The following is a 26,384-nucleotide window of genomic DNA, read 5'->3' as shown; positions in this document are numbered from 1 at the left end:
GCGAGCCGGGGCAGGATGAGCCGCATGAGCCGAACGACCAGGTCGACGCTGTGGTTGCGCATCACGGCGTTCGGGCTCGCCGTGGCCGGGGTCATGGCGCTCGTCGCGGGGATCGTGTCCGTGCGGCTCGTGACGACCGCGTCTCGCGACACCATTCGGGAGACGCTCGCCGACCAGGCGGACGTGGTGGCCGCGCAGCTGAGTGACACTCGGGTGGCCGCGCCCCGGGTCACACAGATCCTGTCCGGGCAAGGGATCGACGTGGTTCGGCGCGGGGTCAACGGCGGGCTCGCCGGTCAGGACCAGGTGGCGGTGCGGGCCGCCCGTCGGGCGGGGCTCGGCCGGGTCACCGCCGAGCGGCCGTTGCACGGCAGCGCGACCATTGCCGGTGGCCTCCTGCTCGTCGAGGGACGTGCGGTGGACGGCGGAGGTGCGGTGGCACTCGTCCGTCAGGCCGAGAATTCGGCCACCGCCGGGCGCAGGCTCGTCGGGAACGTGCTCTTCGCCCTCGCGATCGGGATGGGGGTGGCCGCGGTCGCCGGGCTGCTGCTCGCGCGGCTGCTCGCGCGGCCACTGCGGCGAACAGCCGAGGTCGCCGTCGGGATGAGCCATGGGCGGCGGGACCTTCGGGTGCCGCTGGAAGGCCCCAGGGAGGTGGTCGAGGTCGGCGCTTCGCTCAACACGCTCGCGGACGCGTTGGCGCACAGCGAGGAGCGGCAACGGGAGTTCCTCCTCTCGGTGTCGCACGAGCTGCGGACGCCGCTCACCTCCGTGCTGGGATTCGCCGAGTCGCTCGCGGACGGTGTGGTGACCGGGGACGAGGTCGAGGAAGTCGGGCACACGATCAAGCAGGAGGCCACGCGCCTGGACCAGCTCGTGTCCGACCTCCTGGACCTCGCCCGGCTCGGTGCCAACGACTTTCGGCTCGACCTCACCGCCGTCGACCTCACGGTGTTGCTCGCCGAGGCCGCGCGGGTCTGGGAAAGCCGGTGTGCGGCGGCCGGTGTGGAACTTCGGGTCGAGAGTCCCACGACGCCTGTGATGGTCCGGACCGATCCCCGGCGCCTACGGCAGGTGATCGACGGGCTCGCCTCCAACGCGGTTCGCGCCACACCGGCCGGAGCGCCGGTCGTGCTGTCCCTGTACGACATGGACGGCATGATCGCCGTACTGCAGGTGCGGGACGGCGGCCCCGGGTTGTCCGAAGAGGACTACCGGGCCGCGTTCCAGAAAGGCGTGCTGCACTCGCGCTACCAAGGAGTCCGGCCGGTCGGCACCGGCATCGGGCTCGCGCTCGTGCACGGGCTCGTGACCCGCCTCGGCGGCACGATCGACGCCGGGCGCGCGCCGGAAGGTGGGGCGCGGTTCCGGATTCGGCTAAAGGCCCTCGGCAAGAACTTCGGCTAGGTGTACCGCCCTGCGGTCACTTCCCTGCTCCACCTGGGTTCGGCAGCTGAAGCCGTCCGCGATGACGAGCGTGTCCGGTGACGCGTCGCGGACCGCGGGGAGCAACACCCGCTCAGCCAGCGCCTGGGAGACCTCGTAGTGCTCGCGTTCGAAGCCGAAGTTCCCGGCCAGACCGCAACAACCCGCCGCAAGGCGCTCGTTGCGTACACCCGCCCTGGACAGCAGCGACGTCTCGGCCGTGAACCCCAGCGTCGCGTGCTGGTGGCAGTGCACCTGTGTGATCGCCTCGCGGGAAACGACCGGCGGCGTCCACTGTGGTGCGTAGGCGGCCAGGAAACCCGCCAGGGTGAAGGCGTTCACTTTGGCACCAACGAGTTCCGGCAGGTCCTCACGAAGTGCCGACAGGCAGCTGGGTTCCAGGCCAACGACCGGGGTGTCCCCGAGTACGCGTGCGGTGCGGCGCATCACCTTGCGGGCCACCGAAAGCTGTCCCGTCGACACCCAGGTCAGACCGCAGCACACCGACTTCGCCGGCAGCACCGGGTCGAAGCCCGCCGCGCGCAGGACCCGGACGGCCGCGATGCCCACCGACGGGCTGAAGTGGTTCGTGAACGTGTCCGGCCACAACACGACCGGTTTCCCACCCTCACCCGGGTTCCTGCGCAGCCACCGGGTCAACGTCTCTTCCGCAACGGCCGGTAGCGCACGCTCCTGCGCGATGCCGCCCATTCGCTTGAGCAGTCGAGAAAACCGGGGCGAGGCCATGGCCTTGTTGGCCACGCGCGGCATGCGTGAAGCCAGCCGCAGCCACACCGGCAGCCAGCCCATCGAATAGTGCGACGCCGGACGCAGCCGCCGCTTGTAGTGGTGGTGCAGGAACTCCGCCTTGTACGTGGCCATGTCGACGTTCACCGGGCAGTCGCTCCGGCAGCCCTTGCAGGACAGGCACAAGTCGAGTGCGTCCCGCACCTCCGTCGACCGCCAGCCGTCCGTGATCACCTCGCCGGCCAGCATCTCGTACAGCAACCGGGCGCGGCCGCGGGTCGAGTGCTTCTCCTCGCCGGTCACCTGGAAGCTGGGGCACATCACGGAACCGCTGTGGTTACGGCACTTCGCGACCCCGATGCAGCGCCGGGCCGCCTGCCCGAAGTCACCGCCGTCGTGCGGGTAGGAGAAGGCCGTGCGTACCGGCGTCAGCGGCACGAACCGCAGGTTCTCGTCGACCCGGTGCGGGCGCACCACCATCCCCGGGTTCATCCGGTCGTCCGGGTCCCAGAACGCCTTGAACCGCGCGAAAAGCTCGAGCACCGCCGGCGAGTACATGCGGGGCAACAACTCCGCACGCACCTGCCCGTCACCGTGCTCGCCGGACAGCGTGCCGCCGTGCCGCGCGACGAGATCCGCGCCCTCCTCGACGAACCGGCGAAACCGCGCGACTCCCGCCGAGGACCCGAGATCGAAGTCGATCCGCATGTGGATGCAACCCTCGCCGAAGTGGCCGTACGGCACCCCGCGCAAACCGTGCCTGTCCAGCAACGCACGCAGGTCCCGCAGGTATGCGCCAAGCCGCTCCGGTGGCACGGCCGTGTCCTCCCAGCCCGGCCACGCCTCCGAGCCGTCGGCCATGCGGGTCGAGATGCCGGCGCCCTCCTCCCGCAGCCGCCACAGCTCCCGCTGCCGCGCGGGATCGGTCAGCACCTCGTGCGGCACGCCGACCGCGGAGGCGATCTCGTGTGCGGCCGCCGCCCCGTCGACCTCGACGAACAGCCACGCACCGCCCTCCGGCAACGCGGGTGGCGGCTCGGGATGGCGCAACGCACGCAACGCGACGATCCGCTCGTCCATGCTCTCCACGGTCAGCGGGTGGTGGGGCAGGATCGCCGGCACCGCGTCCGCCGCGGCCACGTCGTCCGCGAAGCCCAGCACGAGCAGCACCCGATCGGCGGGCAGCGGCACCAGCCGGACCGTCGCGCCGAGCACGGTCACGCACGTGCCTTCCGTGCCCACCAACGCCTTCGCGAGGTTGCGACCGTTCTCCGGCAACAGCTGGTGCAGCGGGTAGCCGGACACCTGCCGCCCGAACCGGCCCAGCTCGGTCCGCAACACCGCCAGGTTGTCGTCCACCAGCGCGCGAAGTTCCTCGGGAAGCTCGGTCCCCACGGTCATCCGGACGCCGTCGTAACGAAGTACGTCCAGCGACACGACGTTGTCGAGCGTCGTTCCCCACGCGACCGAGTGCGCGCCACACGAGTTGTTGCCGATCATGCCGCCGAGCGTGCAGCGGCTGTGGGTGGACGGGTCTGGACCGAACGTCAGCCCGTGCGGCGCTGCCGCGGCCCGCAGGTCGTCGAGCACGACCCCCGGTTCGACGAACGCCGTCCGCGTCTGCGGGTCGATGGTCATGGCCCGCAGTCGGGTCAGGTCCAGTACGAGCCCGCCGCCGCACGCGTTGCCGGCGAGGCTGGTGCCGCCGCCGCGTGGGGTGACCGGAACGTCGAACTCACGGGCGGCGGCGACCGCGGCCACCACGTCGTCGACGCTGTCCGGCCGCACCACGACGGCGGGCACCTGCCGGTAGTTGGAGGCGTCCATCGTGTACAGCGCTCTGGTGGCGGCGTCGAAGCTGACATCGCCGGACACCGTCTCCACCAACCTGCGCCGAAGATCCACGACCTCCGATGCTAGGCCGCGTCAGCCCTTGAGGACGTCCTCGATGGCGACGCTCACAGGCGTGGTCGGCCGGCCGATGAGCGCACGCAGCTCGCCGGGCGTGTGCCCGAGCAGGCCGCTGGCGATGTCGCCGTCGATGGCCGCGACGAACCCGGCGACCTCCGGCGGCATGCCCACGCCGACGAGGTGCTGCTGGAGTTCCTCGACCGACAGGTCCCGGTAGGTGACCGGGCGGTCGGCGGCCTTCCCGATCTCCTCGGCGAGCTCGGGGAACGTCCACGCGACGTCACCGGTCAGCTCGTAGACCTTGTTCTCGTGGCCCGGCTGGGTCAGCACGGCCACCGCGGCGTCGGCGAAGTCCTTGCGTGATGCGGAGGCCACGCGCCCGTCGCCGGCGGCACCGACGATCTCACCGTGCTGCGCGCCGAGCTTGAACGTCTCGACGTAATTCTCGTGGTACCAGCCGTTACGCAGGAAGGTGTAGGGCAGACCGCTCGCGAGGATGGCCTCCTCTGTCGCCTTGTGCTCCGGCGCGAGCACCAGCGGCGACGTGTCGGCGTGCGGGGCGCTCGTGTAGATGATGTGCCGCACGCCGGCCTGCTTGGCCGCCTCGACGACGGCCGTGTGCTGCGCCACGCGCTGGCCCACCTCGCTACCGGAGATGAGCAGGACCTTCTCGGCGCCCTGCAGGGCCGGGGCAATGGTCTCGGGCCGGTTGTAGTCGAGCTCCCGCACCTCGACGTCACCCAGGTCAGCGGCGGTGTTGCGGGCCCCGGCCGCGAACTTCACGCCCTGCTTGCGCAGCCCTTCGACAACGTGGCGACCCAACTGGCCGGTGGCACCGGTGACGACGATCATGCTTGCACTCTCCTTTGGTTAGTACTTTCTATGGGTTAGTACTACCATAGCAGTGTGAACGACGAGTTGGTGTTCGACGTCTTTGCGAGGAACTGCACATCCCGCGAGACGATGGAACACGTCACCGGCCGTTGGGGGGTGCTGGCGATGGTGGCGCTACTCGACGGCACGACCAGGTTCAACGCCTTGCGGCGGAGGGTCGACGGCATCAGCGAGAAGATGCTGAGCCAGACGCTGCAGGCGTTGGAGCGGGACGGTCTGGTGCTACGCGAGGCCCGGCCGACGATCCCGCCACACGTGGAGTACAGCCTGACCTCGTTGGGCCGGGACGTGGCGGACAAGCTGTTCAAGTTGATCGAACTGCTGGAGAGCCGCATGCCGGAGGTCATGGCCGCCCGTGCGTCGCACGAAAAGCGCACTTAACCGAGCGGGGCTCACAAAACGGTACAAGCGCCCTACGCTAGGACACTGTGAGTCGAAGACGAGGAACTGACGACGCCACCGGCGTCCGAGGGTTCCTGCTCGCGTCCTCGTCGGCCGCACTCGCGATCGCCGCCCACGGCCTCGCCGGCGGCGCGGTCTCCGACTTCACGTTCACGGTCCTGCTCGCCAGCCTCCTCGCGTGGGGCGGCATGTCACTCGCCCGCCGCGGCGGCACCACCGCGTTGGTCGCCGTGCTCGGCGTGACGCAGGCGTGCCAGCACGTGCTGCTCACCGAGCTGTCCAGCCGCCACCGGGACGGGCCTGCCGTGTTCGACGGCTGGACGATGTTCGCCACCCACGCGGTGGCCACCGTGCTCACGGCCATACTCCTGACCAGGGCCGGGGCCGCCCTCACCACGATCGCCTCCGCGTTCGCCTGGCTGATGGGCGCGCTTCGGGTGCTCGTCGCCGGACCGGTCCCGCCGCGACCCGTCCCCGCCGGCACCTCCCTTCCCGCACGGCCCGGGGCAATCCTGGAAGTCCAGTTCCGTCAGGTCTGCGCGCGGCGCGGACCACCCGCTACCTCCTGAGAAATCCCCACACAGCCGGCTCGCGTGGCGCGCCGGTGTTCCCACCTACCTCTCAGGAGCAACTCACCCATGTCCACCAAGCGCTTCTTCGCGCGTGCCGGCGTCGTGACGGTCGCCGCCGGTATCGCCACCCTGTTCAGCGGCGGGCTCGCGTCCGCGCACGTCACCGCGAAGGTGCTCGGCGAGCCGGCACAGCAGGGCGGCTACACGAAGATCACGTTCCGCGTACCGAACGAGGAGGCTGACGCCGGCACCACCAAGCTCGAGATCAAGCTGCCCGCCGACTCCCCCATCACCTCCGCCCGGACCAAGCCCATGCCGGGCTGGACCGCGCAAATCACCCGGGTGACCCTCGACAAGCCGATCGAGGTGCACGGCGCCGAGGTCAAGGAGGCCGTCAGCACGGTCAGCTGGACGGCGAGCGGCACCAGGATCAACCCGGGCGAGTTCCAGGAGTTCGAGCTGTCCGTCGGGCCACTGCCCGAGAACAGCGACCAGCTGGTCATTCCCGCGATCCAGACCTACGACAACGGCACCGTCGTGGCCTGGGACCAGCCGCCCGCCGAGGAGGGCGCCGAGGAGCCGGAGCACCCGGCGCCGGTCGTCGCACTCGAACCGGAGGGCGACGGCGACCACGGCACCGCGGCGGCCAACACCGCGCCCGACACGGTCTCGACGGACACCACCGAGGCCGCGGCCGTGAGCAGCACCGACGACACCGCCCGCTGGCTGGGCGGCGCCGGTCTCCTGGTCGGCGCCCTCGGCGTCGGTTTCGGCGTCGGTGCGACGCTGCGGGCCCGCCGGCCCGCCCCCGCAACCCCGACGACAACGACAACCCCAGGTGACGACTCATGAAACGGCTTCTGGCCGTGCTGGCGTTGGCGGGGCTGGGGCTGTTCGCCCTGGCCGCGCCCGCGTCCGCGCACAACTCGCTGATCAGCAGCAACCCCGCCGAGAACGCCTCGATGGAGGCCGGACCGCAGACGGTCGTGCTCACGTTCGACCAGCCGGTGCAGGACGGTCAGGGGCTCAACTCGGTCGCGATCACCGGTCCGGACGGCAAGGAATGGCAGGGTGGCCCGGCGACGGTGGACAGCAACGTCGTCTCCGCGCCGGTGCGTGAGCTCGGCCCACGTGGCGTCTACACGATCGGCTACCGGGTCGTGTCCGCCGACGGCCACCCCGTGTCCGGGAAGGTGACGTTCACGCTCACCAAGGACGGCAACGGCACCCCGGCGGAGAACACCGAGGACGCGCAGGCGCTGCCCGGTGGTTCTGGTGACGAGGACGGCGGCCTGCCCATCTGGGTGTGGCTCGTCGGCGCGGCGGTACTGCTTGGCGCCGGGCTGTTCGTGGCGCTGCGCATTGGCGGTAAGTCGGCGGAATGACGGCGCCTCGGACCACCGCGTTCGGCCGGTTGCACCTGGTCGGGGCCATGGTCGTGACGGCAATGGTCGGCGTGCTCGTCGGCCTGCTGCTCACGCCCGTGACCCCCATCCCTGGTGTGCCGGAGCCGGACGCGGTGGTCCGGTACGGGCTGCCGATCGCGCGGGTGTTGTTCGACCTGGCGGCCGTGGTGACCGTCGGGCTGAACCTCCTGCCCATCCTCGTCGGCCTGACCAGGCCGAAGGCGGCCGCGCAGGTGCTGGCCGGAGCCCGGCGAGCCGCCGCGTTCAGCGCGCTGACGCTCGCGGTGTGCGCGTTGATCGCTCTCGTGCTGCAGACCGCCGAGGTGCATCCGACGCGGGACGGCTCGGGAATCTCCCCGGCGGCGGTCGTCGACTACGTGGTCGCGGTCAGCGCGGGCAAGGCACTCGTGTTCGTGGCCGCGGTCGCGCTCGTCTCGTTCGGGCTGTCGATCTGGGCCGTGCGTTCCGGCGACGCGGTACCCGCGGAACTGCGTGCCGCGGTGGCGTTGTTCGCGCTGCTGCCACTGCCGGTCACCGGCCACGCCACGGACTGGCGCTGGCAGGACTACGCGATGATCTCGATGGAACTGCACGTGCTCGGCGCGGCCGTGTGGACCGGCGGGCTCGGTGCGGTCGTCGTGGTGCTCGCGACGAACCGCACGCTCCTCGCCGCCACACTGCCCCGGTTTTCCAGGCTCGCCACCGCCTGCCTGTGCGTGGTCGCGGCGACCGGCCTGTTCAACGCGGTGGTCGAGCTCGGCTCCGTACCCGGCCGGAGCCTGGTCGACAGTTTGTTCGGCACCGGCTACGGCACCCTCGTCATCCTCAAGCTGGTGTGCTTCGGTCTGCTCGCTGCACTCGGCGCCAACATCCGCTGGCGGTTGCTGCCCGGGGTCGTGCGCCACCAGCGGACCACGCTCGCCGGCTGGGCCACCCTCGAGCTCGCCGTCATGGGGGCGGCGTTCGGGTTCGCGGTCGTACTCACGCGGACGCCCGTCGGCTAGCTTTTGGTTGCTATTCTTTTTCGATTCAGCCCACGGTTCGGCCCAACTGAACGATGAACGGCGCGTGGGCGACCGTTCGTCGTCTCACCGACGGTGTGTGCGCGGTCACACCTTCAGTCATAAGGCGAAAATCGGGCCAACGCCGAAAGGTCAGTCCCGCTCGGTGAACTGCGTGTACGAAAGGGGCGAACGACGCCGGATGGAAGAGAGCCTCCGCATCGCGCTGTTGCCCCGCCGCTCCAACTCACGGCGGCTGATCCAGCCCGCCGCGTGATGCCGGTAGGCCTGGGACAGCAGGACCAGCTCCGCCAGGAAGTCCGCCGCACGTGCTCGACTGCCGCCCTCGGGGAGGCGGGCGACCAGGGGAAGTTGATTCTCGACGACCTGGTCGAGAATCCGTGCAGAGTCGAGCGCGCGTTGCGCGCTCCTGGACTTCCTGGTCCCCCTAGCCACCAGATGAACACCTCGTTCGGGGAGCGGACAGAGGCTAGTTCCACTCAGCGTAGCGTGCTTCGCGCAAACGGCGACCCCCGCCTTTAGTCCGAAAGTATGAACCTTCCGGAAGGCGGCCACGACATGCGAAGACATTCGAACGAGCACACGAGGGTCTCGTAGGCCGGCGACCATGCGTTACGGGCGCTGGGCCACATGGGTCAGGTGTAGCGCGCCCAGCGGGCCAACGTGTTACCCGAACGGACATCCGCCATCCGCCGGAACAGCTCGGCGCGCACCCCGGGCCGGCTTCCGATGATCGGCAGGACGCTGGTGATCAGCTTCAGCTCGCGCACCGCCCTGAGCACGGCGAACCCCGACCAGCGGGTCACGTCCATGCCGTACGTGCGGACCAGCTCGCGGTAGCGGCCGGCAGGCTCACCGAACCGCACCACCCCCACGGCCAGCGGCGTCAGGTCCCACTCCGGCGGGCCGTAGCTGGACGAGTCGAAGTCGCACACCACAGAGCCGGCCGGGCTCGGGATGAGGTTGCCGAGGTGGGCGTCGCCGTGCACCAGCGACGGCGGCGACGGGAAGTCCAGCCGGGACAGCTGATCGGCCACGTCGTCGTACCGGTCCTGGAGAAACGCCAGGTCAGCGGGATCCAGGTCGGTCGCCTCGCCGATCCGGGCCCGAACGTCGGCAAGCGGCTGCCATGGCGGCAGCCAGGAGGCCGGCTGGGGCAGATCGTGGATGCGGCGCAGGAGTTTGCCCAGGTCACGGCCTCGCGGACGCTTGCCGCCGGCCGGCACGGCCTCCCAGACCGTCGCCACGTAGCCGTCGTACTGCACCGGCTGGGCGACGCCCGGCAGTAGCCGGACCGCCGGCACGTCGTGCTCGGCCAGCCAGGTGGCCACCTTGACCACCTTCTCCACCCGGTGGCGCAGCGCGGTGGAGGCGCCGATACGCACCACCACGGGCGCGCTGGCCAGGCGGAACACGGCGTTGGCCGTGCACTTGATGAGCGTGGCCCCGACCGGGTCGAGCCCGGCCGCAGCGCACACGCCGGCGAGCGCCTCGGTCAGACGCTCGCCGGAGAACGGACCGCCGTCGGAGCCGGCACTACTCCGAACCGTGTCCGACGGGGATCCCGAGGTCGGCAACACGGTCACGACGACCTCGTCAGGCCTTTTTGGTCTCGTGGAACCTGCCGATGAGGTCCGCCAGGTCGCGGGCATCGGCGTAGTTGCGGCGCTTGTCGGCCTCGAACCGCAGTGGCTCCAGCCGGTCCCGCACACGCTGCGACTTCAGGTGTTGAGCCAGGTCAACGGCCTGCACACCCACCTTGGCGCCGTGGTCGATATCGCCGTCGAGCAGGTGGTTGGTCGCGAGCGAGGAGAGGTTGAACGCCTTGTTGCGTGCCACCTCGTCGCCGTACGAGTCGATCGCCCTGGTCAGCGCCGGGATCGCGTACTTCGTGTGGCGGGCGTCGACCTTCTGCGCGAGCACCGTGTGCACGGTGCCGATCATCGAGTAGACGTCGTCCTCGTTGAAGAACTTGACCCAGTCGGCGGCCTCGCCGTGGTTGGCGCGGGCGAACTCGTCGCGGGTCCGGCCGATGAGCTTCATCGTCTGGTCCTCGTGGCCCATCATCGCGTATGCCCACGCCTGGTTGGCGCAGATCACCGCGACGGCCAGCTCGGAACCGGACTGCTGCGCGGCGATCTGGCCGAGCTGGAACATCTTCAGCGCGTCGTCCGGGGCTTCCTTGTGCAGGTAGACCCGGCCCATGCGGTACAGGATGTTCGCGACCAGCTCATCGCTCTCCCCGGCCTTCGCGAGCTCCAACGCGCGACCGAAGTGGTTGCGCGCCGAGTCGATGAGACCGACGTCGAACGATGTCCAACCCGCGAGGTTGTGCAGGTCGGCCAGCGCGACGTGAAGTCTCCGCTTGACCACGTCCGTGCCGGACGAGTTCAGCATCTGCTGCCCCCACGACAGCTGCGCGACGACCGCGTCCCGACAGAATCCGCCCCCGTACTGGTAGTCCAGCGAGCGGAGCGCCCTGGTCGCGGCCTCGACCTGCCGGACATCGGTCATGCCGATCCGGCCCGGTGCCGGTGTCAACACCGGGTTGGACACCCACGATCCCGAGTCCGCGCCGAGTACATGCGCACCGACCGCGACAGCCGCGGCATGCGCAAGAAACTTCCGACGCTTCACGTTCTCCGGCTCCTCAGCCTCCGGGACCTCCCGCGACTCGGCGACCTTGGCGGCCGTGACTTCGTCGTACGCGAGGCCCATGTATCCCCTGGGGACACCCAGGCCGTCGGCGATCCGTGCCAGGACGTCGTAGGCCATGACCTGACGACCCTTGAGGATCTCCGACACCTCGGACTGTGACTGACCGGTCATCGCGGCGATCTGTCGTTGAGACACACCTCGGCGTCGCAGCAGCTTGTAGATCGTGCTGACCTCCCGCCCGGCGAGGGCGCTACGCATCTCTGGGTCTTCCCACGCCTCCGGCGTAACAGAAGAGCTCTGAGACCCGATGGAGTTCATTCCGCCCCCTCACAGTCCACTGGGCGTCAGGCGCAGACTAAGCGCACTTCACGAACCGCTAAAAGTCCAGATCGGCGAAGGCGATCGGTCCTGCCGAACTTTGCCGACCGTTCACCGTGGATCGGCCGCCGATCGGCGCTATGACGAACCAATCTGTGTCTTAAAGCACCAATGTAGTTGGTTGTAAGCGTACGAGCACGGAGGGAAGCCGGGACTGTGGAACTTGTCAGCACGGCGCCACCGAGCCCTGTAACAGAGGACGCGGAACAACGTCGCGAGTTGCATGGTTCCTCCCTCGGAAGACAGGTCTGGCGCATCAACTGCGGTGACGTGGTCAACCGGGAACGCTGTCTCACCGTGCTCGTGGAACGGAATCGGGTGGTCCTGGTAGGGCCGCCGGGCGAAACCGCGGTACTCAACGCAGGCCAACTCGGCCAGTTGCGGGTCGCGCTTCGCGAGGCCGCCGAGCAGGCGGAAAGGTAGCGGTGACGTTTCGATGGACGAGATCCTCGGACAGGTGCTCCGCAACGCGGTGTGGGAACGGCTCGACATGCTCGCCGAACTCGCCAACCGCGCTGACGCACCGTCCCTGCTGTCCGTGGCACGTTCCGAGCTTCCCAGGCTGACGGAGGGTTGGCGAGCCATGCTCGCCGCCCACGAGCCGGACGAGAAGGGAAACTGCCCCGCGTGCTCGTCGCGGTGGCGGCAGCAGAAGGCGCCTTGCTCTGTCTGGCAGGCGGCCTACGAGCACCTGGTGGCCGGCGGGCTCGCGCCGACGACGCAGCCCGCACGTCACGCGGCCCGCACCCGCGTGACGCACAGCGGCCGGCTGGCCACGGGCACCAGGTAAACGACGGCCCCCTCGCCCGCCGCGACCCCGCGCGGTGCGTGGCTGAGGGGAGCCGGACAGGTCGGCGGTCCGGGTTCGTAAGCACCCCCGAGCACTACGAACCCGGATCGTCGGTCACAACCAAGACCTCGGTCACAACTAAAAAGCTCCGCGAACCGGTGTTGTTGTACTCCCCTCCCCCGACCAACATCGGTTCGCGGCTCCACGACCGGGCGACCCCTGTCTGCGGAAAGCGCAGACAGGGGTCGTTCCGCGTGATGTTGGGGGGGCGACCCCCCCAAACCCCCCACGGTGCGGTTGGTTCCTGACCCAGCGTGGTTACGTTTGGCGTTCGCAGCTTCGCTGGTCGCTGCTTTGCTGCCTTGTGTTCACTTTTTCTCTTGCTCGTCTGGCCATGTATACACAATCTGGTGGTACCTCCTGTCCTCTCCAGGCAGGATGGAAGTAGTGCCGTCGCAGTAGGAGAACACGTGGCAACCCAGGTTCCGTTGCGAAAGCAACCAGTGCAGCAGCGCAGTGCCAAACGCGTCGAACAGATGCTCGAGGCCTGTGCCGCACTCATCGACGAGCTCGGCTACGACGGGGTCACCACCACCCTGATCGCCGAACGTGCCGGGGTCGCCGTCGGGTCCCTCTACCAGTTCTTCCCCGACAAGCGGGCCGTCGTGCAGGCGCTCACCAAGCGCCACCTCGACCACTTCACCAAGGAGATCGAAGGTCGCCTCGACTGGGGGAACCTCGAGCACTGGTGGGACGGCGTCGACACGATCATCGACATCTACGTCGAGATGTACCGGACCATCCCGGGGTTCAGCCGGGTCCGCTTCGGCGACGTGATCGACATCCGGTTCATCGAGGACGGCCGGGACAACAACACCGTCATCTCAGAACAGATCGCACACGTGGTCGCCAGCAAGCACGACATCCCCGTCGAGAGCCTGTTCCGGCAGATCACCGTGGCGTCCGACATCGGCGACGCCATCCTCGCGCTGGCGTTCCGGCGCAAGCTCTTCGACGAGGACGACATGATCAACGAGGCGAAGCAGGTGGTCAGGGCCTACCTCGCCGGACAGATGTACGCCAAGGACTAGCCAAAACACTGCCCCTCACCACGGTAGGTGGGCACGGTCGCGGTCACGCGGTCGCCGGTCAGCACGTGGTACTCGGTGAACCGCTCCGCCAGCTCACCCGCCTTGGTGTGCCGTAGCCACACGCGGTCGCCCACGCGCAGGTCCTTCGCCGCGCGACCGTTCACCGGGGTCTGGACCTCGCCGGCGCCTTCTGTGGCGATCAGCGACAGGCCGGTTGGCAGGTACGGCGTCGGCGTGCGGTCCTTGCCAGCAGGCCCGGACGCGATGTAGCCACCGGAGAACAGCGTGGCCGTGCGCTTCCTGGGCTTGCGGACCACCGGCAACGCGAACAGCACCGCGGGCGCCGGGGTGAACCGCCGGTAGTTGTCGAACAGGGTCGGCCCGACCAGGCCGGAGCCCGCCGCGACCTCGGTGACCGACTGGTCGAAGCCGGTCGTCTCGATGCTGCCCGTGCCGCCGCCGTTGACGAACTCCAGGTCGGCGACCTTCTTGATCTCGTGTACAGCCTCCGCACGGCGAGCGGCCAACTCGTGCGCCGAACGGTCCTGCATCCAGCGCAGCACCGCGCCCATCAGCGGTTTGCCGGCCGGCTGGTCACCGAGTCCCGCGATCTGGCCCTCATAACCCATGAGCCCCACGAGCCGGAAACCCGACCGGTCCCGGATCTCCGTGGCGAGCGCCCGCGCCTGCGCCGGGGTGAAGACGGGCGAGCGACGGGTGCCGACGTGAGCGATGTCACGGCCGAACACCGGCCGCCACGCCACGTCCAACTCGAGGCAGACCCGGATCTCGGGGTGACCGGTGCCGAGCGCGGCGTCCACGATGTCCAGATGCGCCACTGAGTCGACCATGATCGTGACCAGCCCTCTGGCGTGGTCGTCGGCCGCCAGCTCCCGCAGCGCGGTGTGGTCGACGGTCGGGTACGCGACGAGGATGTCGACGTCGGCCAGGTCGCCGCCGGCCCACCCATGTGCCAGCCACAGCGCCTCGGGCAGCGAGTACGCCATGACACCGGCGAAGCCGTCCTTACGCAGCACCCGCTCGATCAGGTGCCGGACGCGGACGGACTTGCTGGCGATCCGGATGGGCCGCCCGGCAGCACGCCGCACCAGGTCGTCGGCGTTACGGTCGAACGCGTCGAGGTCGACGATCGCGAGCGGGGCTTCGAGTTGCTTGGTGGCCGCGTCGAGGCGGGCACGCAACGTTTCGTCTGGCACATACCAACGGTACGGCCACGCTCACGTCAGCGACACCAGCCGCGCGCCACCATCCGCCTCGATGATGGTGCCGGTCAGGTTCACGTTGGTGGCGGCCATGGCCACGACCTCGGCGACGTCGTCCGCGGTCGCCACCCGGCGGGCCGGCAGCACCTGCGCGGCCTGCGCGAAGTAGGCCCGGCGTCCGCTCTCCGGCATGACGTCCCACCAGGGCGTGTCGACCAGGCCGGGTGACACGCCGTTGACGCGGATGGGCGCGAGTTCGACGGCGAGCGGCTTCACGAGCGACTCGACCGCCCCGTTGACGGCCGCGATACCGGCGGTGCCCGGCATGCCCGCCCGCGCCGTGGCCGCGCTGACCACGGTGATCGAGCCGGTGGGCGCGAGGTGGGGCAGCACTGCCTGGACGGTCGTGACGTGGCCCCAGAACTTGGCGTCGAACGCGTGGCGGAGCGTGTCGAGATCCAGCGTGCCGATGGGGCCGAGACCGTCGGTGCCGCCGAGCGTGACGACCAGCCAGTCGATCGTGCCGATGGTCTCGGCGACCGCGGTGATGGCTCTGTGGTCGCCGCCGTCGGCCTGGTGGCCGATCAACTCCGGATCGGAGAGGGCGACGCTGTCCAGGCGCTCGGAGTTCCGGCCAACCACGTGCACGGTCGCGTGCGCCCGCAGGCGGCGGGCCGTGGCCAGGCCGACACCGGAGGTGCCGCCGACGACGAGTGCGGTGCTCATGCTGTCCTCCTAATTCGAACCGAACCGTCTCGGTTCAAAATTACGCTAGCATGGCGGTGATGAACGAACAATCGGTGCGACCGGGACGCAAGCGCAGCGAGGAGAGCCGGCAGGCGATCCTCGTCGCGACGTTGGAGCTCACCGCGGAGCTCGGCTACGCGGGCCTCACCATCGAGGGCATCGCGGCCCGGTCCGGGGCCGGCAAGCAGACGATCTACCGCTGGTGGCCGTCGAAGGCCGACGTGCTGCTGGAGGCGCTGGCGATCAAGGCGGACGTGGTCGTCTCACTCCCCGACAAGGGGAGCTACGCGGCCGACCTGCGCCACTTCGTGGTCGCCAGCTTCGCCCTGGCAGCCAGGCACCCGGTCGCGGACGCGCTGCGAGCGCTCATGGCCCAGGCACAGCTGGACCCGGAGTTCCGAAAACGGTTCTGGGCGGCATTCCTCCAGCGCCGCCGGGACGCGCTCCGCGTGCTCATCGACCGGGCGGCCGCCCGGGGCGACCTGCCGGCCGGCGCGTCCGCGGACACGGTCATCGACGCCGTGTTCGGCATCGTCTGGTACCGGCTGCTCACCGACCGGCCGCCCGACGAGCAACTGGCCGACGAACTGGTCACCTTGATTTCCGGAAGGACATCCCCATGACCGTCTTCATCACCGGCGCCACTGATGGCCTTGGCCGCGCGCTCGCGGACCGACTCGCCGCCGACGGCACGACGCTGATCCTGCACGGCCGCGACGCCGGCAGGCTCGCGGAGACCGCAGCCGCCATCCGGGACACCCACGGCTCAGGAGTCCACACCGTGCTGGCCGACCTGTCCGAGCTGGCCCAGGTCCGCAAGCTCGCCGCGGACGTGCGGGGTCTGACCGACCGGCTGGACGTCTTCGTCAGCAACGCCGGCGTCGGAAGTGGCCTGCCCACCGGGCGCACGCGGCAGACCAGCGCGGACGGCCACGAGCTGCGGTTCGCCGTGAACTATCTGGCCGGGTTCCTGCTGACACTGGAGCTGCTGCCCCTGCTGCGGCAGTCCGCACCGGCCCGCATCGTCAACGTCGCGTCGCTCGGTCAGCACCCGCTCGACTTCGACGACCTGATGATCGAGCGCGGCTACAGCGGCGCCCGCGCCTACTCGCAGAGCAAGCTCGCGCAGATCATGTCCGGCTTCGAGCTGGCCGGCCGCCTGCCCGCGAGCGAGGTCACGGTCAACAGCCTGCACCCCGCCACCTACATGCCGACGAAGATGGTCGTCGAGGAGATCGGCCACACGGTCGACACGCTCGAAACGGGTGTCGACGCGACCTACCGACTGGCCGTCGGCGCCGACGTCGACGGCGTGACCGGCCGTTTCTTCGACCGGAAGCGGGACAGCAGGGCCAACGAGCAGGCCTACGACGCGGCCGCGCGGCACGAGTTGTGGCGACGCAGCCTCGAACTCGTCGACCACCCGGACGTCGCCTGAATCAACCTGCGAAGATTCTGCTCCTGGCGAGCTATTACCCGGGAGTAACCATGGCTGTGGAGACGAACCCGACGACGTCGTGGCGCAACTGGGCCGGTACCGAGGCGGCGGTCGCCACCGAGGTCGCGCGGCCCAGGGACCTCGACGAGCTGTCCGCCGCGGTAGCCGGCGCCAAACGGACCGTGCGGGCCCGGGGCAGCGGCCACTCGTTCACCGCGGTCGGCGCGGCGCACGACCGGGCGCTCGACCTCTCGGCGTGGACCGGTGTCGTCTCGGCGGACGCGGCTTCCGGCCTGGTCACGGTGCGGTCCGGCACCACGCTACGAGAGCTGAACGCCGAGTTGGACCGCCTGGGCCGCGCGATGACCAACCTGGGGGACATCGACGCGCAAACGATTGCGGGCGCCATCTCGACCGGCACGCACGGCACGGGCGCCCGGTTCGGCGGCATCTCGACGCAGGTCGCCGGGTTCGAGCTGGTGCTGGCGGACGGCTCGGTGGTGACGTGCTCGCCGGAGGAGCGGCCGGAGCTGTTCGCGGCCGGCCGGGTCGGCCTCGGCGCGTTCGGCGTGCTCTCGACGGTGACGTTCCAGACCGAGCAGTCGTTCGTGCTGGCCGCCGAGGAACGGCCGGAGCCGCTGGACGACGTGCTGGCCGCCCTGGACGACAACTGCGCGGAGAACGACCACTTCGAGTTCTACTGGTTCCCGTACGGCCGCAACGCGCTGACCAAGCGGAACAACCGGCTGCCGGCGGGCACCGTGCCGGAGCCGCTGTCCAGGTCACGGCAGTTCTTCGAGTACCAGCTCATGGAGAACACGGTGTTCGGCGCCGTTTGTCGTGTGGGAAGAGCCGTTCGTCCGCTTGTGCGACCGCTCAACCGCTTGTCGTCGGCGGTGCTGTCACCGCGGGCGTATTCGGACGTTTCGCACCGGGTCTTCGTGACCAACCGGAACGTGCGGTTCGTGGAGTCGGAGTACGCGGTGCCGAGGGAGTCGCTCGCCGACGTGCTGGGTGAGCTGCGGGCGCGGGTGCCGAAACTCGCGGACCCGGTGATGTTCCCGGTGGAGATCCGAGTGGCGGCGGCGGACGACATCTGGCTGTCGACGGCTTACGAGCGGGACTCCGCCTACATCGCGATCCACCAGTACGTCGGCATGCCCTACCAGGAGTACTTCGATCTGTTCGAGTCGATCGCCGGCACGGTCGGCGGGCGGCCGCACTGGGGGAAGATGCACTCGCTGGACGCGTCCGTGCTGCGGGAGCGCTACCCGAGGTTCGACGAGTTCACGGCGCTGCGGGCCTCACTCGACCCGGACGGCAAGTTCGTGAACCCGTACCTGTCACGCGTCCTGGGCGTCTAGCGCCTCGTCGACCGGGGTGTCTCCGCCGACCAGCTCGTACACGTGGCCGGCGGTGTCCGGCCGGTCGAGCACGGCGACGAGCACGGTGGCCACGTCGTCTCTGGGAACCACGCCACCGCCGACGTCCTCGGCGAGCTGGACCTTGCCGGTCCCGGGATCGTCGGTGAGGAGTCCGGGCCGCAGGATCGTCCAGTCGAGCCCGTCGCGGGCCATGACGTCCTGGTCCGCGGCGTCCTTGGCGCGCAGGTAGGCGGCGAAGACAGGATCGACGTCGGGGTCTTCGGCCCGGCTCAGTCCCATGGCGCTGACCTGCACGAACCGTCGAACGCCTGCCTGCTCGGCCGCGTCGGCGAGGAGCACGGAGGCGGCCCGGTCGACGGTGTCCTTGCGCTCGGCGCCGCTGCCCGGCCCGGCGCCGGCCGCGAAGACCACGGCGTCAGCGTCAGCCATGGCGGCCGCCACGTCCTCGACCGCGGTCTCCTCGAGGTCGAGCACGAGCGCCTCGCCACCGGCGGCCGCGACGTCCTCGACGTGATCTGGATTACGCACGATGCCGATCACGGTGTCGTCGCGCTCGGCAAGCAGCTTGGTCAACCGGAGGGCGATCTTGCCGTGACCGCCCGCTATGACAACCCTCACGCGGCGGCGAGGATCTGCTCGTAGGCCAGCTCGTTCAGCCAGCGGTGGGTGGCGTCGACATCGGCCGGCACGCGGTCGGCACGCCCGGGCAGGTCCATGCGGACCTCGGGGCCCGGGGCGGCGGACGCGATACCAACGCCGTAGGCACGAGCACGCGGCAGACAGTTGACCAGGTAGTCGTTGGTGATCACGACCGACATGGGCAGCACCATCGCGGCGTCGCAGTACCGCAGGAACGGCACGGCGTTGATGAGCCCGGTCCGCCAGTGCCGAGCGACGGCGAGAGCGCCGACGATGCGCACGGCAGGCGCCGGGACCCGTCCGGTGAACTCCGGCCACACCCAGGTGGCCACGGTGGCCCGGTCGACCTCGGGAGCCTGCCCGAGGCAGATCCGCTCGGCGTGGGCGTCTGGCATGAGCTGGGCGACGAGAGAGATCCGCCGGCCGAGCAGCTTCATCTCGGGGAGCACGATCCCCTGCCACCCGAGGTCACGCGCCGCGGCGGTGGCCAGCTCATCGACCTTTGCCGGCAACTCGACCGGAGGGACGAGCGGCGATGGCACCGCCGTCAAGTTGTCCGAAACCGCCGTGCGTCCTGGTATGCCCGTCACGAACCCAGCCCTCTCCGGTACCGCCGCGAGCGTTGGCGTGCCATCCCCTGCCAACCACGACGTTTTTGGTTACATGACTGGCCTACCAGCCAGCACCCCACCAACCGCAGACGAAACCCCCCTTCCTGCGACCGGCGGCGCTGAGCGGTCGGTGACCGGTCGACGATCGGCATTGAGACTTCGGCCCGACAATGCGGCCGTCTGGGTGAGTCTTCCGCCGACCGGCTGAACTCACCACAACACACAAAGTTGCCCCCCGCAATTTGCACAAACGGCCCCGACCAGCAAAGAAGATCAACACACCCGACAACACCCACCCGAACCCCCACTCACCGACACAACACCCCAAACCACCCGATCAGCGGTTGAAACCCAAACAAACACCCACCCCACAAAGGCAGGAAGCGGTCACGATCAACCCCCCACCGAGACCAACTCGCGACTTGTCACCCGTAAAGTGACGAACACAACGAAAACGACAAGAGAATAAAACTTCAAAGGTCAGACAAGCCCAAAGAGGAGCCACCCCAAGACCACGAAGCAGACAACCCCAAATATGAAATCCGCCCACGTCCCCCGAGCCCCAACACACACGTAACCTCGATGTGCGGAGCACGAGGAGCCCCAGGTCAAGCACCGAAGAGTGAAGAGAAGGATGCCCGAGGTGACCCAGAACGATGGGGTCCGGGGCGAGCCCCGGCTGGGGGTGTGGGGGCTCGGCCCCCACAAAGAATGACGATGATCGCCAAGACGGAAGCCGTGCCCGGCGAACAGCCGAGCCCAGCGATCGGGTGGGCGAGGGGGGAGTTGAACCCCCACGTCCTTACGGACACACGGACCTGAACCGTGCGCGTCTGCCATTCCGCCACTCGCCCGAGTGGTGCGAAGCGAAGCGTACACGGTCGTCGATCTGGTTTGCACATCGCCCTGTCCTTGGGCTCGGACCCAGATACGATCGACCGAGGAGCACACGTGAGAGGAGGGACCCATGGGCCTCGGGCAGCGGCTGAACCGTAAGTTGGAGAACGCTGTGGGCAACACCTTCGCGCGTGTGTTCGGTGGCAGTGTGGTGCCCCAGGAACTGGCGCAGGCGCTGCTGCGTGATGGTGAGGTCAATCTTCGTGAGCTGGCCGGTGGCCGGCTCCTGGCCCCCAATCACTACATAGTGCAACTGGGAGCTCAGGACTTCGGTAACTTCGCCGGAGAAGAGGACCGCACTACCGCGCTGCTCGCGGACTGTGTCGAGGAATATCTCGCGGAGCAGCAGTGGGACACATACGGTGACGTCGTAGTCTCCCTGGAGCGCTCCGACGCGCTGCACACCGGACAGTTCCGAATACGCTCGACCGTCGACCCGGACGTCAAGGCTCCGGCCAGGGCACCCGGACACGCACGGCCGGCACAACCCCGCAACGCAGGAGACCGATCCATGAGCCAGCCTCCCGGCTACGGCCAACCGCCCGAGGGCGATCCTTACGGACAGCAGTACGGCTATGGCCAGCAAGGCCAGGGCTACGGGCAGCAAGGTGGCTACGACCAGGGTTACGGCCAGCAGCAAGGTGGCTACGACCAGGGTTACGGCCAGCAGCAGGGTTACGACCAGGGCTACGGCCAGCAACAGCAGGGCTACGGCCAGCAGGGCTACGACCAGGGGTATGGCCAGCAGCAGGGCGGCTATGACCAGGGTTACGGCCAGCAACAGCAGGGCTACGGCCAGCAAGGGTACGACCAGGGTTACGGCCAGCAAGGCGGCTACGACCAGGGCTACGGCCAGCAACAGCAGGGCTACGGCCAGCAGGGCGGTTACGGCCAGGGTGACCCGTACGCCCAGCAGGGCTACGCGCCGCCTGCCGTGCAGACCGGCCCGCGCCAGCTGAACGCGAGCCTGCAGCTCGACGACGGTTCGAACCGCACCTACTCGCTGAAGCAGGGCGGCAACGTGGTCGGCCGCGGCCAGGACGCTGACTTCCGGCTGCCGGACACTGGGGTGTCTCGTCGGCATCTGGAAATCACCTGGGACGGGCAGTCGGCGACGCTGGCCGATCTCGGTTCGACCAATGGCACTACGGTGAACGGCACCCCGGTGCAGACCTGGCAGCTGGCGGACGGAGACGTGATCCGTATCGGTCACTCGTCGTTGGTGTTCCGTACCCAAGGCTGACATCGCTCATCCGGGCGGTCTCACCTATCCCCTCAAGGCGGGAGCGTTCGCAGCAGGTGCCAGAGCTGGTTGTGCAGCTGACCAGAGCAGGGTTTCTCGCCCTGCTCTGGTTGTTCGTGCTGGCCGCGTTACGGGTGGTTCGATCCGACCTGTACGCGGCTGCCGGTATCCGGGTGGCCGTACCCGGGTTCCGCCGTTCGGCGGCGAAGAAGAGCAGGGGCAAGGCTCCCCGACAGTTGGTGGTCACACACGGGGCGCTGGCCGGTACCCGCATCTCGCTGGACGGCCGGCCGATCATGATCGGCCGCGCGGACGACTCCACGTTGGTGCTGGACGACGACTACGCGTCCACGCGGCACGCGCGGATCTCGTTGCGCGGAACGGACTGGTACGTGGAAGATCTGGGCTCGACTAATGGGACCTACCTGGACCGGGCTAAGGTCACGGCACCCCAACGGGTGCCTCTCGGGGTTCCCGTCCGAATCGGCAAGACGGTGATCGAGCTACGGTCATGACCCTCGTCCTTCGCTACGCCGCCCGCAGCGACCGGGGCCTGGTGCGTTCGAACAACCAGGACTCCGTGTACGCCGGACCGCGCCTGCTCTCACTAGCCGACGGCATGGGTGGTCACGCCGCGGGTGAGGTGGCCAGCAAAGTCGTCATCGCCGCCCTGGCGCCGCTGGATGACGACGAACCGAGCGATGATCTGCTCGCCCAGCTTCGGGAGGCGACGGCCGCGGGCAACGGCGCCATCGCCGAGCTCGTGGCGAGCGACCCCGAGCTGGACGGCATGGGGACGACGCTCACCGCGATCCTGTTCGCCGGCAGCCGGATCGGTCTGGTCCACATCGGCGACTCGCGGGCCTACCTGTTCCGCAACGGCCAGTTCTCGCAGATCACGCACGACGACACGTTCGTCCAGTCGCTGATCGACGAGGGTCGCATCACCGAGGACGAGGCGGCCACGCATCCGCAGCGCTCACTGCTGCTGAAGGCGCTGACCGGCCACGAGGTCGAGCCGAACCTGACGGTCCGCGAGGCGAGGGCCGGCGACCGTTATCTGCTGTGTTCAGATGGTCTGTCCGGCGTGGTGAGCCACGAGACGCTCGCCGACACGATCAAGATCCCGGACGCGCAGGAGTGCGCGGACCGCATGATCGAGCTCGCGTTGAAGGGCGGTGGTCCGGACAACGTGACGGTGATCGTCGCGGACGTCGTGGACATCGACTTCGGCGAGGACGCCCCGATCGTGGGCGGAGCGGCCGGCAACGGTCAGGACCAGGCCCCACCGCCGGACTCGGCGGCGTCGCGGGCCGGCGCGCTCACCGCGCCCCGGGAGATCCCGAAGCCCCCGCCACCGGTCGCCCCGCCACCGGATCCGAAAGTGAAAAGGCGCAGACGGTTCCGCGTTTTCGCTCTCATCTTCGTGATTCTGTTGCTCCTCGGCGGCGGAGCCGTGGCAACCTGGGTTGTAGTGAACCAACAATATTTCGTCGGCGAGGCCGAGGACGGCGAGATCGCGATCTTCCAAGGAGTTCGCGGCAGCATCTTCGGTGTCTCGCTCAACCGCCAGGTACAGGGCTCATGCGACCCTGCCATCCCGACGTGCGACAAGTTCTACGTCGAGGACCTCAAGCAGCTGGGCCGCGAGGCGGTCCTCGAGGGCACGGAGAGCTTCGACAGCATTCCCGAGGCGCGGCAGTTCATCCGAGGGCTGCGCACGAAGTACCCGCTGCCGACGTGTGAGACGTTGCAGAAGGAGCAGGAGCAGGCCGCGGGTCAGACCGGGGCCACGACGACCACTCCGCCGCCTGCCGGTCCGACCACGACGACGTCAGCGCCTGCGCCCACCACGTCTTCCGCTCCGGCGACCACGTCCGGTGCCCCGGAGGCCGTCACACCCGAACCTGGCGTGAACTGTCGCGAACCCCGCGAGGGCGGCGGCTGATGACACAGCCGGGCTCGGTGGGGTTGCTGGCAGGGCAGTCCGGCGACGCAGAAGGCAAGACCGCTCCGACCCGACGCGGCACGGAACTGTCGATGCTGGCGTTCGCGGCCGGTCTGGTGACGGCCGCGCTGATGCTCGTCGAGATGAACCAGAACGAGGCGCTCTCGCTCCGGATCCTCTGGTATGGCCTCGCCTACCTGGCTCTTTTCGGGATCGCCCACGTCGCGGTCCGCAAGTGGGCGCCGTACGCGGACCCGCTGATCCTGCCGTGCGTCGCGCTGCTCAACGGCATCGGCCTGGTGATGATCTACCGGCTGGATCTCGCTGGCGCGGAGAAGGCGCTTCGGGTGAACGCCGAGTTCCAGAACGCGGTGCCGAAACAGATCCTGTGGACGACGATCGCGCTGGCGATGTTCCTCGTGGTCCTGTTCGTGCTCAAGGACCACCGCACGCTGACCCGCTACGGGTACACGTTCGGCATGGTCGGCCTGTTCCTCCTGGCCCTGCCGGCGGTGCTGCCGGGCGCGATCGCGCCGCCGATCAACGGCGCGAAGATCTGGCTGGTGGTCGGACCGCTGTCGATCCAGCCGGGTGAGTTCGCCAAGATCCTGATGCTGATCTTCTTCGCGGCGTTCCTGGTGTCCAAGCGCGACCTGTTCATGGCCGCCGGACGCCGCGTGATGGGCATCGACCTGCCGAGGGCCAGGGACATGGGCCCGATCCTGGTCTGCTGGGCGGTCTCGGTCATGGTCCTGGTCGCCGAGAAGGACCTGGGCAGCTCGCTGCTGTTCTTCGGCACCGTGCTCGTGATGCTGTACGTGGCGACCGAGCGGGCCATCTGGGTCGTGGTCGGTGTCTCGCTGTTCGTGGGCGGTTGTCTGCTCGCCTACCAGCTGTTCGACCACGTGCAGGTGCGTGTGGCGGCCTGGCTGGACCCGTTCGCCAACTACGACGAGGGCGGCGGTTACCAGATCGCCCAGTCGCTGTTCGGGCTCGGCACCGGCGGGGTCGCCGGAACGGGTCTCGGCGCGGGTCGGCCGGACATCGTGCCGCTCGCGAACTCGGACTTCATCACCGCGGCGATCGGCGAGGAGCTCGGCCTGATCGGGCTCGCCGCGATGCTGCTCGTGTACATGATGCTGGCCATGCGGGGCCTGCGCAGCGCGATCGCCGTGCGGGACACGTTCGGCAAGCTGCTCGGCGGCGGCCTCTCGTTCACCCTGCTCATGCAGGTGTTCGTGGTCGTCGGCGGGGTCACCAAGCTGATCCCGCTCACCGGTATCACGGCCCCGTTCCTGTCCGCGGGTGGCTCGTCGCTGCTCGCCAACTACATCCTGGTGGCGCTTCTGCTGCGGATCTCCGACGCCGCACGCAAGCCGCAGACCGGCCAGAAGCCCAAACCGGCCAACCAGGCCCCGATCGCGGAGGCACACACGGTCATGGTGGAGCGGCCCCAATGAACACACCGCTACGCCGCGTCGGCCTCGCCATGCTGGCGATGATCGTGCTGTTGCTGGCCAACGCCACCTACATCCAGATGGTCAAGGCGGACGAGTACCGCGCCGACGCCCGCAACCGGCGAGTCCTGCTCGAGGAGTACTCGCGGCAGCGCGGCAAGATCCTGACCTCGGACGAGGTCATCATCGCCAACGTCCAGTCAACGAGCGACAGCCCGCAGTACCAGCGGACCTACCTCAACGGGCCGCTGTACGCGCCGGTCACCGGCTTCTACTCGCTACGGTACGGCTCGACGGGCCTGGAGTCCTCCGAGAACGAGATCCTCAACGGTTCGGACGACCGACTGTTCGTCCGCAGACTGTCCGACCTGATCACCGGCCGCGACCCGCGCGGCGGCAACATCGTCACCACGATCAACTCGAAGGTGCAGACCGCCGCGTACGACGCGATGTCCCAGAACGAGTTCACCGGCGCGGTCGTGGCGATCAAGCCGGACGACGGCCAGATCCTCGGGTTGGTGTCGACACCGTCGTTCGACCCGAACGGGCTGGCCGTGCTGGACGCGGCCGCGCAGTTGAAGTACTACGACCAGATCCAGGACAAGAACAACCCGGCGAAGCCGATGCTGAACCGGGCGATCTCGGACAACTACACCCCCGGCTCGACGTTCAAGCTGGTCACGGCTGCGGCCGCGCTCGCCGACGGCAAGGACAAGAACAGCCAGGTCACGACGTCGCCTGGCATCAACGTGATCAACGGTGACACGAACTGTGACACCGACTCGGACACCTGCCTCGCGAACTACAGCCGCAGCAGCTGCGGCGACGGCACGTTGCAGGGCGCGCTCCAGAAGTCGTGCAACACCGCGTTCGCCCAGCTCGCCGACCAGCTCGGCGAGGAGAAGCTGCGTGACCAGGCGGCCAAGTTCGGCATTGGTCAGAGCGATCTGGACATCCCGATGTCGGTGGTGCCGTCCTGCATCGGTCCCCGCGACCAGTGCATGGTGATCGCCGACCGGCCCTCGCTGTTCCAGAGCGGCATCGGGCAGAAGGACGTGCGGTTGACGGCGCTGGAGAACGCCTCGATCGCCGCCACCATCGCCAACGGCGGCAGCCGGATGCGCCCGCAGCTCGTGCAGAAGGTCCTCGCGCCGGACCTCGACGAGATCTCCGGGTACAACTCGGACGAGGTCGACGAGGCGATGTCGCGTGACGACGCCAACGAGCTGCGCGACATGATGATCGAGTCGGAGAAGAACACCAGCGGCCCCGGCAAGCGCGACGACCTGGTCATCGCGTCCAAGACCGGCACCGCCGAGACCGGCGTCGACCCCAAGGAAACCCCGCCGTTCGCCTGGTATGTGGCGTTCGCCCCTGCCGAAAACCCCCAGATCGCGGTCGCAGTGGTGGTAGAAAGCAGGGACGTTGCCGCGACGGGCGGCAAGCTGGCCGCCGGTGTCGGGCGCGCCACCATCAATGCCCTGGTCGGGGGGAGCTAGA

General features: G+C 68.9%; 26 protein-coding genes and 1 tRNA gene. 17 read left to right on the top strand and 10 right to left on the bottom strand.

Annotated elements, in window-relative coordinates; genetic code table 11:
- Positions 1–24: 24 nt before the first annotated feature.
- Positions 25–1,407, top strand: coding sequence for a sensor histidine kinase (locus tag VF106_RS43150; protein WP_330845828.1), 1,383 nt, complete (start codon positions 25–27; stop codon positions 1,405–1,407).
- Here the strand turns inward: VF106_RS43150 and VF106_RS43145 are convergent.
- Positions 1,378–3,999, bottom strand: coding sequence for an FAD-binding and (Fe-S)-binding domain-containing protein (locus tag VF106_RS43145; protein WP_330845919.1), 2,622 nt, complete (start codon positions 3,997–3,999; stop codon positions 1,378–1,380). The genes VF106_RS43150 and VF106_RS43145 overlap by 30 nt on opposite strands.
- Positions 4,000–4,098: 99 nt before the next feature.
- On the bottom strand, positions 4,099–4,935 hold the full coding sequence (locus VF106_RS43140; RefSeq protein ID WP_330845827.1) for an SDR family oxidoreductase: 837 nt from the start codon (positions 4,933–4,935) through the stop codon (positions 4,099–4,101).
- A gap of 111 nt (positions 4,936–5,046) precedes the next feature.
- Here VF106_RS43140 and VF106_RS43135 point away from each other — a divergent pair, with 111 nt between their 5' ends.
- The 5 genes from VF106_RS43135 (at position 5,047) to VF106_RS43115 (ending at position 8,361) form a co-directional block, all read left to right on the top strand.
- A complete protein-coding gene (locus tag VF106_RS43135; protein WP_330845918.1) occupies positions 5,047–5,358 on the top strand; it encodes a winged helix-turn-helix transcriptional regulator in 312 nt (103 codons plus the stop codon).
- Positions 5,359–5,405: 47 nt separating this feature from the next.
- Positions 5,406–5,948 (top strand): hypothetical protein, encoded by a 543-nt coding sequence (locus VF106_RS43130; protein WP_330845826.1) that lies wholly within the window; start codon positions 5,406–5,408, stop codon positions 5,946–5,948.
- 69 nt (positions 5,949–6,017) lie between these two features.
- The gene (locus tag VF106_RS43125) at positions 6,018–6,803 is read left to right on the top strand and encodes a YcnI family copper-binding membrane protein (protein WP_330845825.1); all 786 of its coding nucleotides are present in this window, start codon (positions 6,018–6,020) and stop codon (positions 6,801–6,803) included.
- Positions 6,800–7,336 (top strand): copper resistance CopC family protein, encoded by a 537-nt coding sequence (locus VF106_RS43120; RefSeq protein WP_330845824.1) that lies wholly within the window; start codon positions 6,800–6,802, stop codon positions 7,334–7,336. The genes VF106_RS43125 and VF106_RS43120 overlap by 4 nt, the downstream gene beginning before the upstream one ends.
- Positions 7,333–8,361 carry a CopD family protein gene (locus VF106_RS43115; protein ID WP_330845823.1) on the top strand — a complete coding sequence of 343 codons (1,029 nt, stop codon included), beginning with the start codon at positions 7,333–7,335 and terminating at the stop codon, positions 8,359–8,361. Before VF106_RS43120 ends, VF106_RS43115 begins: the two co-directional genes overlap by 4 nt.
- A 150-nt stretch (positions 8,362–8,511) precedes the next feature.
- Here VF106_RS43115 and VF106_RS43110 read toward each other — a convergent pair whose 3' ends face one another.
- The 3 genes from VF106_RS43110 to VF106_RS43100 form a co-directional block, all read right to left on the bottom strand.
- Positions 8,512–8,814 (bottom strand): hypothetical protein, encoded by a 303-nt coding sequence (locus VF106_RS43110; protein ID WP_330845822.1) that lies wholly within the window; start codon positions 8,812–8,814, stop codon positions 8,512–8,514.
- Between the two features lie 200 nt (positions 8,815–9,014).
- Positions 9,015–9,959, bottom strand: coding sequence for a phosphotransferase family protein (locus VF106_RS43105; protein ID WP_330845917.1), 945 nt, complete (start codon positions 9,957–9,959; stop codon positions 9,015–9,017).
- 16 nt (positions 9,960–9,975) lie between these two features.
- Positions 9,976–11,355: an NsdA family TPR-like regulatory protein gene (locus tag VF106_RS43100; protein WP_414639197.1), complete on the bottom strand. Its 1,380-nt coding sequence runs from the start codon at positions 11,353–11,355 to the stop codon at positions 9,976–9,978.
- Positions 11,356–11,532: 177 nt separating this feature from the next.
- Between VF106_RS43100 and VF106_RS43095 the strand changes: the two genes are divergently transcribed.
- The 3 genes from VF106_RS43095 to VF106_RS43085 all read left to right on the top strand — a co-directional run bounded on the left by VF106_RS43095 (position 11,533) and on the right by VF106_RS43085 (position 13,296).
- Complete coding sequence (locus VF106_RS43095; RefSeq protein ID WP_330845820.1) at positions 11,533–11,838, top strand: hypothetical protein; 306 nt, start codon at positions 11,533–11,535, stop codon at positions 11,836–11,838.
- Between the two features lie 13 nt (positions 11,839–11,851).
- Positions 11,852–12,205: a hypothetical protein gene (locus VF106_RS43090; RefSeq protein ID WP_330845819.1), complete on the top strand. Its 354-nt coding sequence runs from the start codon at positions 11,852–11,854 to the stop codon at positions 12,203–12,205.
- 470 nt (positions 12,206–12,675) lie between these two features.
- Positions 12,676–13,296 (top strand): TetR/AcrR family transcriptional regulator, encoded by a 621-nt coding sequence (locus VF106_RS43085; RefSeq protein ID WP_330845818.1) that lies wholly within the window; start codon positions 12,676–12,678, stop codon positions 13,294–13,296.
- On the opposite strand, the gene VF106_RS43080 is transcribed toward VF106_RS43085, so the two are convergent.
- Together VF106_RS43080 and VF106_RS43075 are read right to left on the bottom strand one after the other, a co-directional pair.
- Positions 13,293–14,513, bottom strand: a complete 1,221-nt coding sequence (locus tag VF106_RS43080) for an amino acid deaminase/aldolase (protein ID WP_330845817.1) — start codon at positions 14,511–14,513, stop codon at positions 13,293–13,295. The two genes, VF106_RS43085 and VF106_RS43080, sit on opposite strands and share 4 nt — an antisense overlap.
- A gap of 21 nt (positions 14,514–14,534) precedes the next feature.
- Positions 14,535–15,245 carry an SDR family oxidoreductase gene (locus VF106_RS43075; protein WP_330845816.1) on the bottom strand — a complete coding sequence of 237 codons (711 nt, stop codon included), beginning with the start codon at positions 15,243–15,245 and terminating at the stop codon, positions 14,535–14,537.
- A 59-nt stretch (positions 15,246–15,304) separates the two neighbouring features.
- Between VF106_RS43075 and VF106_RS43070 the strand changes: the two genes are divergently transcribed.
- From VF106_RS43070 to VF106_RS43060, 3 genes are read left to right on the top strand one after another with little or no spacing between them, the layout of a single operon-like run.
- On the top strand, positions 15,305–15,889 hold the full coding sequence (locus tag VF106_RS43070; protein ID WP_330845815.1) for a TetR/AcrR family transcriptional regulator: 585 nt from the start codon (positions 15,305–15,307) through the stop codon (positions 15,887–15,889).
- Positions 15,886–16,704 (top strand): SDR family NAD(P)-dependent oxidoreductase, encoded by an 819-nt coding sequence (locus VF106_RS43065; RefSeq protein WP_330845814.1) that lies wholly within the window; start codon positions 15,886–15,888, stop codon positions 16,702–16,704. The genes VF106_RS43070 and VF106_RS43065 overlap by 4 nt, the downstream gene beginning before the upstream one ends.
- 50 nt (positions 16,705–16,754) lie before the next feature.
- Positions 16,755–18,068, top strand: coding sequence for an FAD-linked oxidoreductase, L-gulonolactone oxidase family (locus VF106_RS43060; RefSeq protein ID WP_330845813.1), 1,314 nt, complete (start codon positions 16,755–16,757; stop codon positions 18,066–18,068).
- Here VF106_RS43060 and VF106_RS43055 read toward each other — a convergent pair.
- The 3 genes from VF106_RS43055 to VF106_RS43045 form a co-directional block, all read right to left on the bottom strand.
- Positions 18,048–18,707, bottom strand: coding sequence for an NAD(P)H-binding protein (locus VF106_RS43055; protein WP_330845812.1), 660 nt, complete (start codon positions 18,705–18,707; stop codon positions 18,048–18,050). The two genes, VF106_RS43060 and VF106_RS43055, sit on opposite strands and share 21 nt — an antisense overlap.
- A complete protein-coding gene (locus VF106_RS43050) occupies positions 18,704–19,318 on the bottom strand; it encodes a hypothetical protein (protein WP_414639196.1) in 615 nt (204 codons plus the stop codon). Before VF106_RS43050 ends, VF106_RS43055 begins: the two co-directional genes overlap by 4 nt.
- Positions 19,319–20,110: 792 nt before the next feature.
- Positions 20,111–20,193, bottom strand: a tRNA-Leu gene (locus VF106_RS43045).
- Between the two features lie 113 nt (positions 20,194–20,306).
- Between VF106_RS43045 and VF106_RS43040 the strand changes: the two genes are divergently transcribed.
- Genes VF106_RS43040 through VF106_RS43020 form a run of 5 tightly spaced genes read left to right on the top strand, consistent with a single transcriptional unit; the run spans position 20,307 to position 26,383 of the window.
- Complete coding sequence (locus tag VF106_RS43040; RefSeq protein WP_330845810.1) at positions 20,307–21,479, top strand: FHA domain-containing protein; 1,173 nt, start codon at positions 20,307–20,309, stop codon at positions 21,477–21,479.
- 56 nt (positions 21,480–21,535) lie between these two features.
- Positions 21,536–21,994 (top strand): FHA domain-containing protein FhaB/FipA, encoded by a 459-nt coding sequence (locus VF106_RS43035; RefSeq protein WP_330845809.1) that lies wholly within the window; start codon positions 21,536–21,538, stop codon positions 21,992–21,994.
- Positions 21,991–23,427 carry a PP2C family protein-serine/threonine phosphatase gene (locus tag VF106_RS43030; RefSeq protein WP_330845808.1) on the top strand — a complete coding sequence of 479 codons (1,437 nt, stop codon included), beginning with the start codon at positions 21,991–21,993 and terminating at the stop codon, positions 23,425–23,427. Before VF106_RS43035 ends, VF106_RS43030 begins: the two co-directional genes overlap by 4 nt.
- Positions 23,427–24,887, top strand: a complete 1,461-nt coding sequence (locus VF106_RS43025; RefSeq protein ID WP_330845807.1) for an FtsW/RodA/SpoVE family cell cycle protein — start codon at positions 23,427–23,429, stop codon at positions 24,885–24,887. Before VF106_RS43030 ends, VF106_RS43025 begins: the two co-directional genes overlap by 1 nt.
- Complete coding sequence (locus VF106_RS43020) at positions 24,884–26,383, top strand: peptidoglycan D,D-transpeptidase FtsI family protein (RefSeq protein WP_330845806.1); 1,500 nt, start codon at positions 24,884–24,886, stop codon at positions 26,381–26,383. Before VF106_RS43025 ends, VF106_RS43020 begins: the two co-directional genes overlap by 4 nt.
- Position 26,384 lies beyond the last annotated feature (1 nt).

Source organism: Actinophytocola sp., from assembly GCF_036378875.1.
Taxonomy (GTDB): Bacteria; Actinomycetota; Actinomycetes; order Mycobacteriales; family Pseudonocardiaceae; genus Actinophytocola.
The sequence above is the reverse complement of the archived record's forward strand: the minus strand, read 5'-3'. Positions and strand labels throughout refer to the sequence as shown.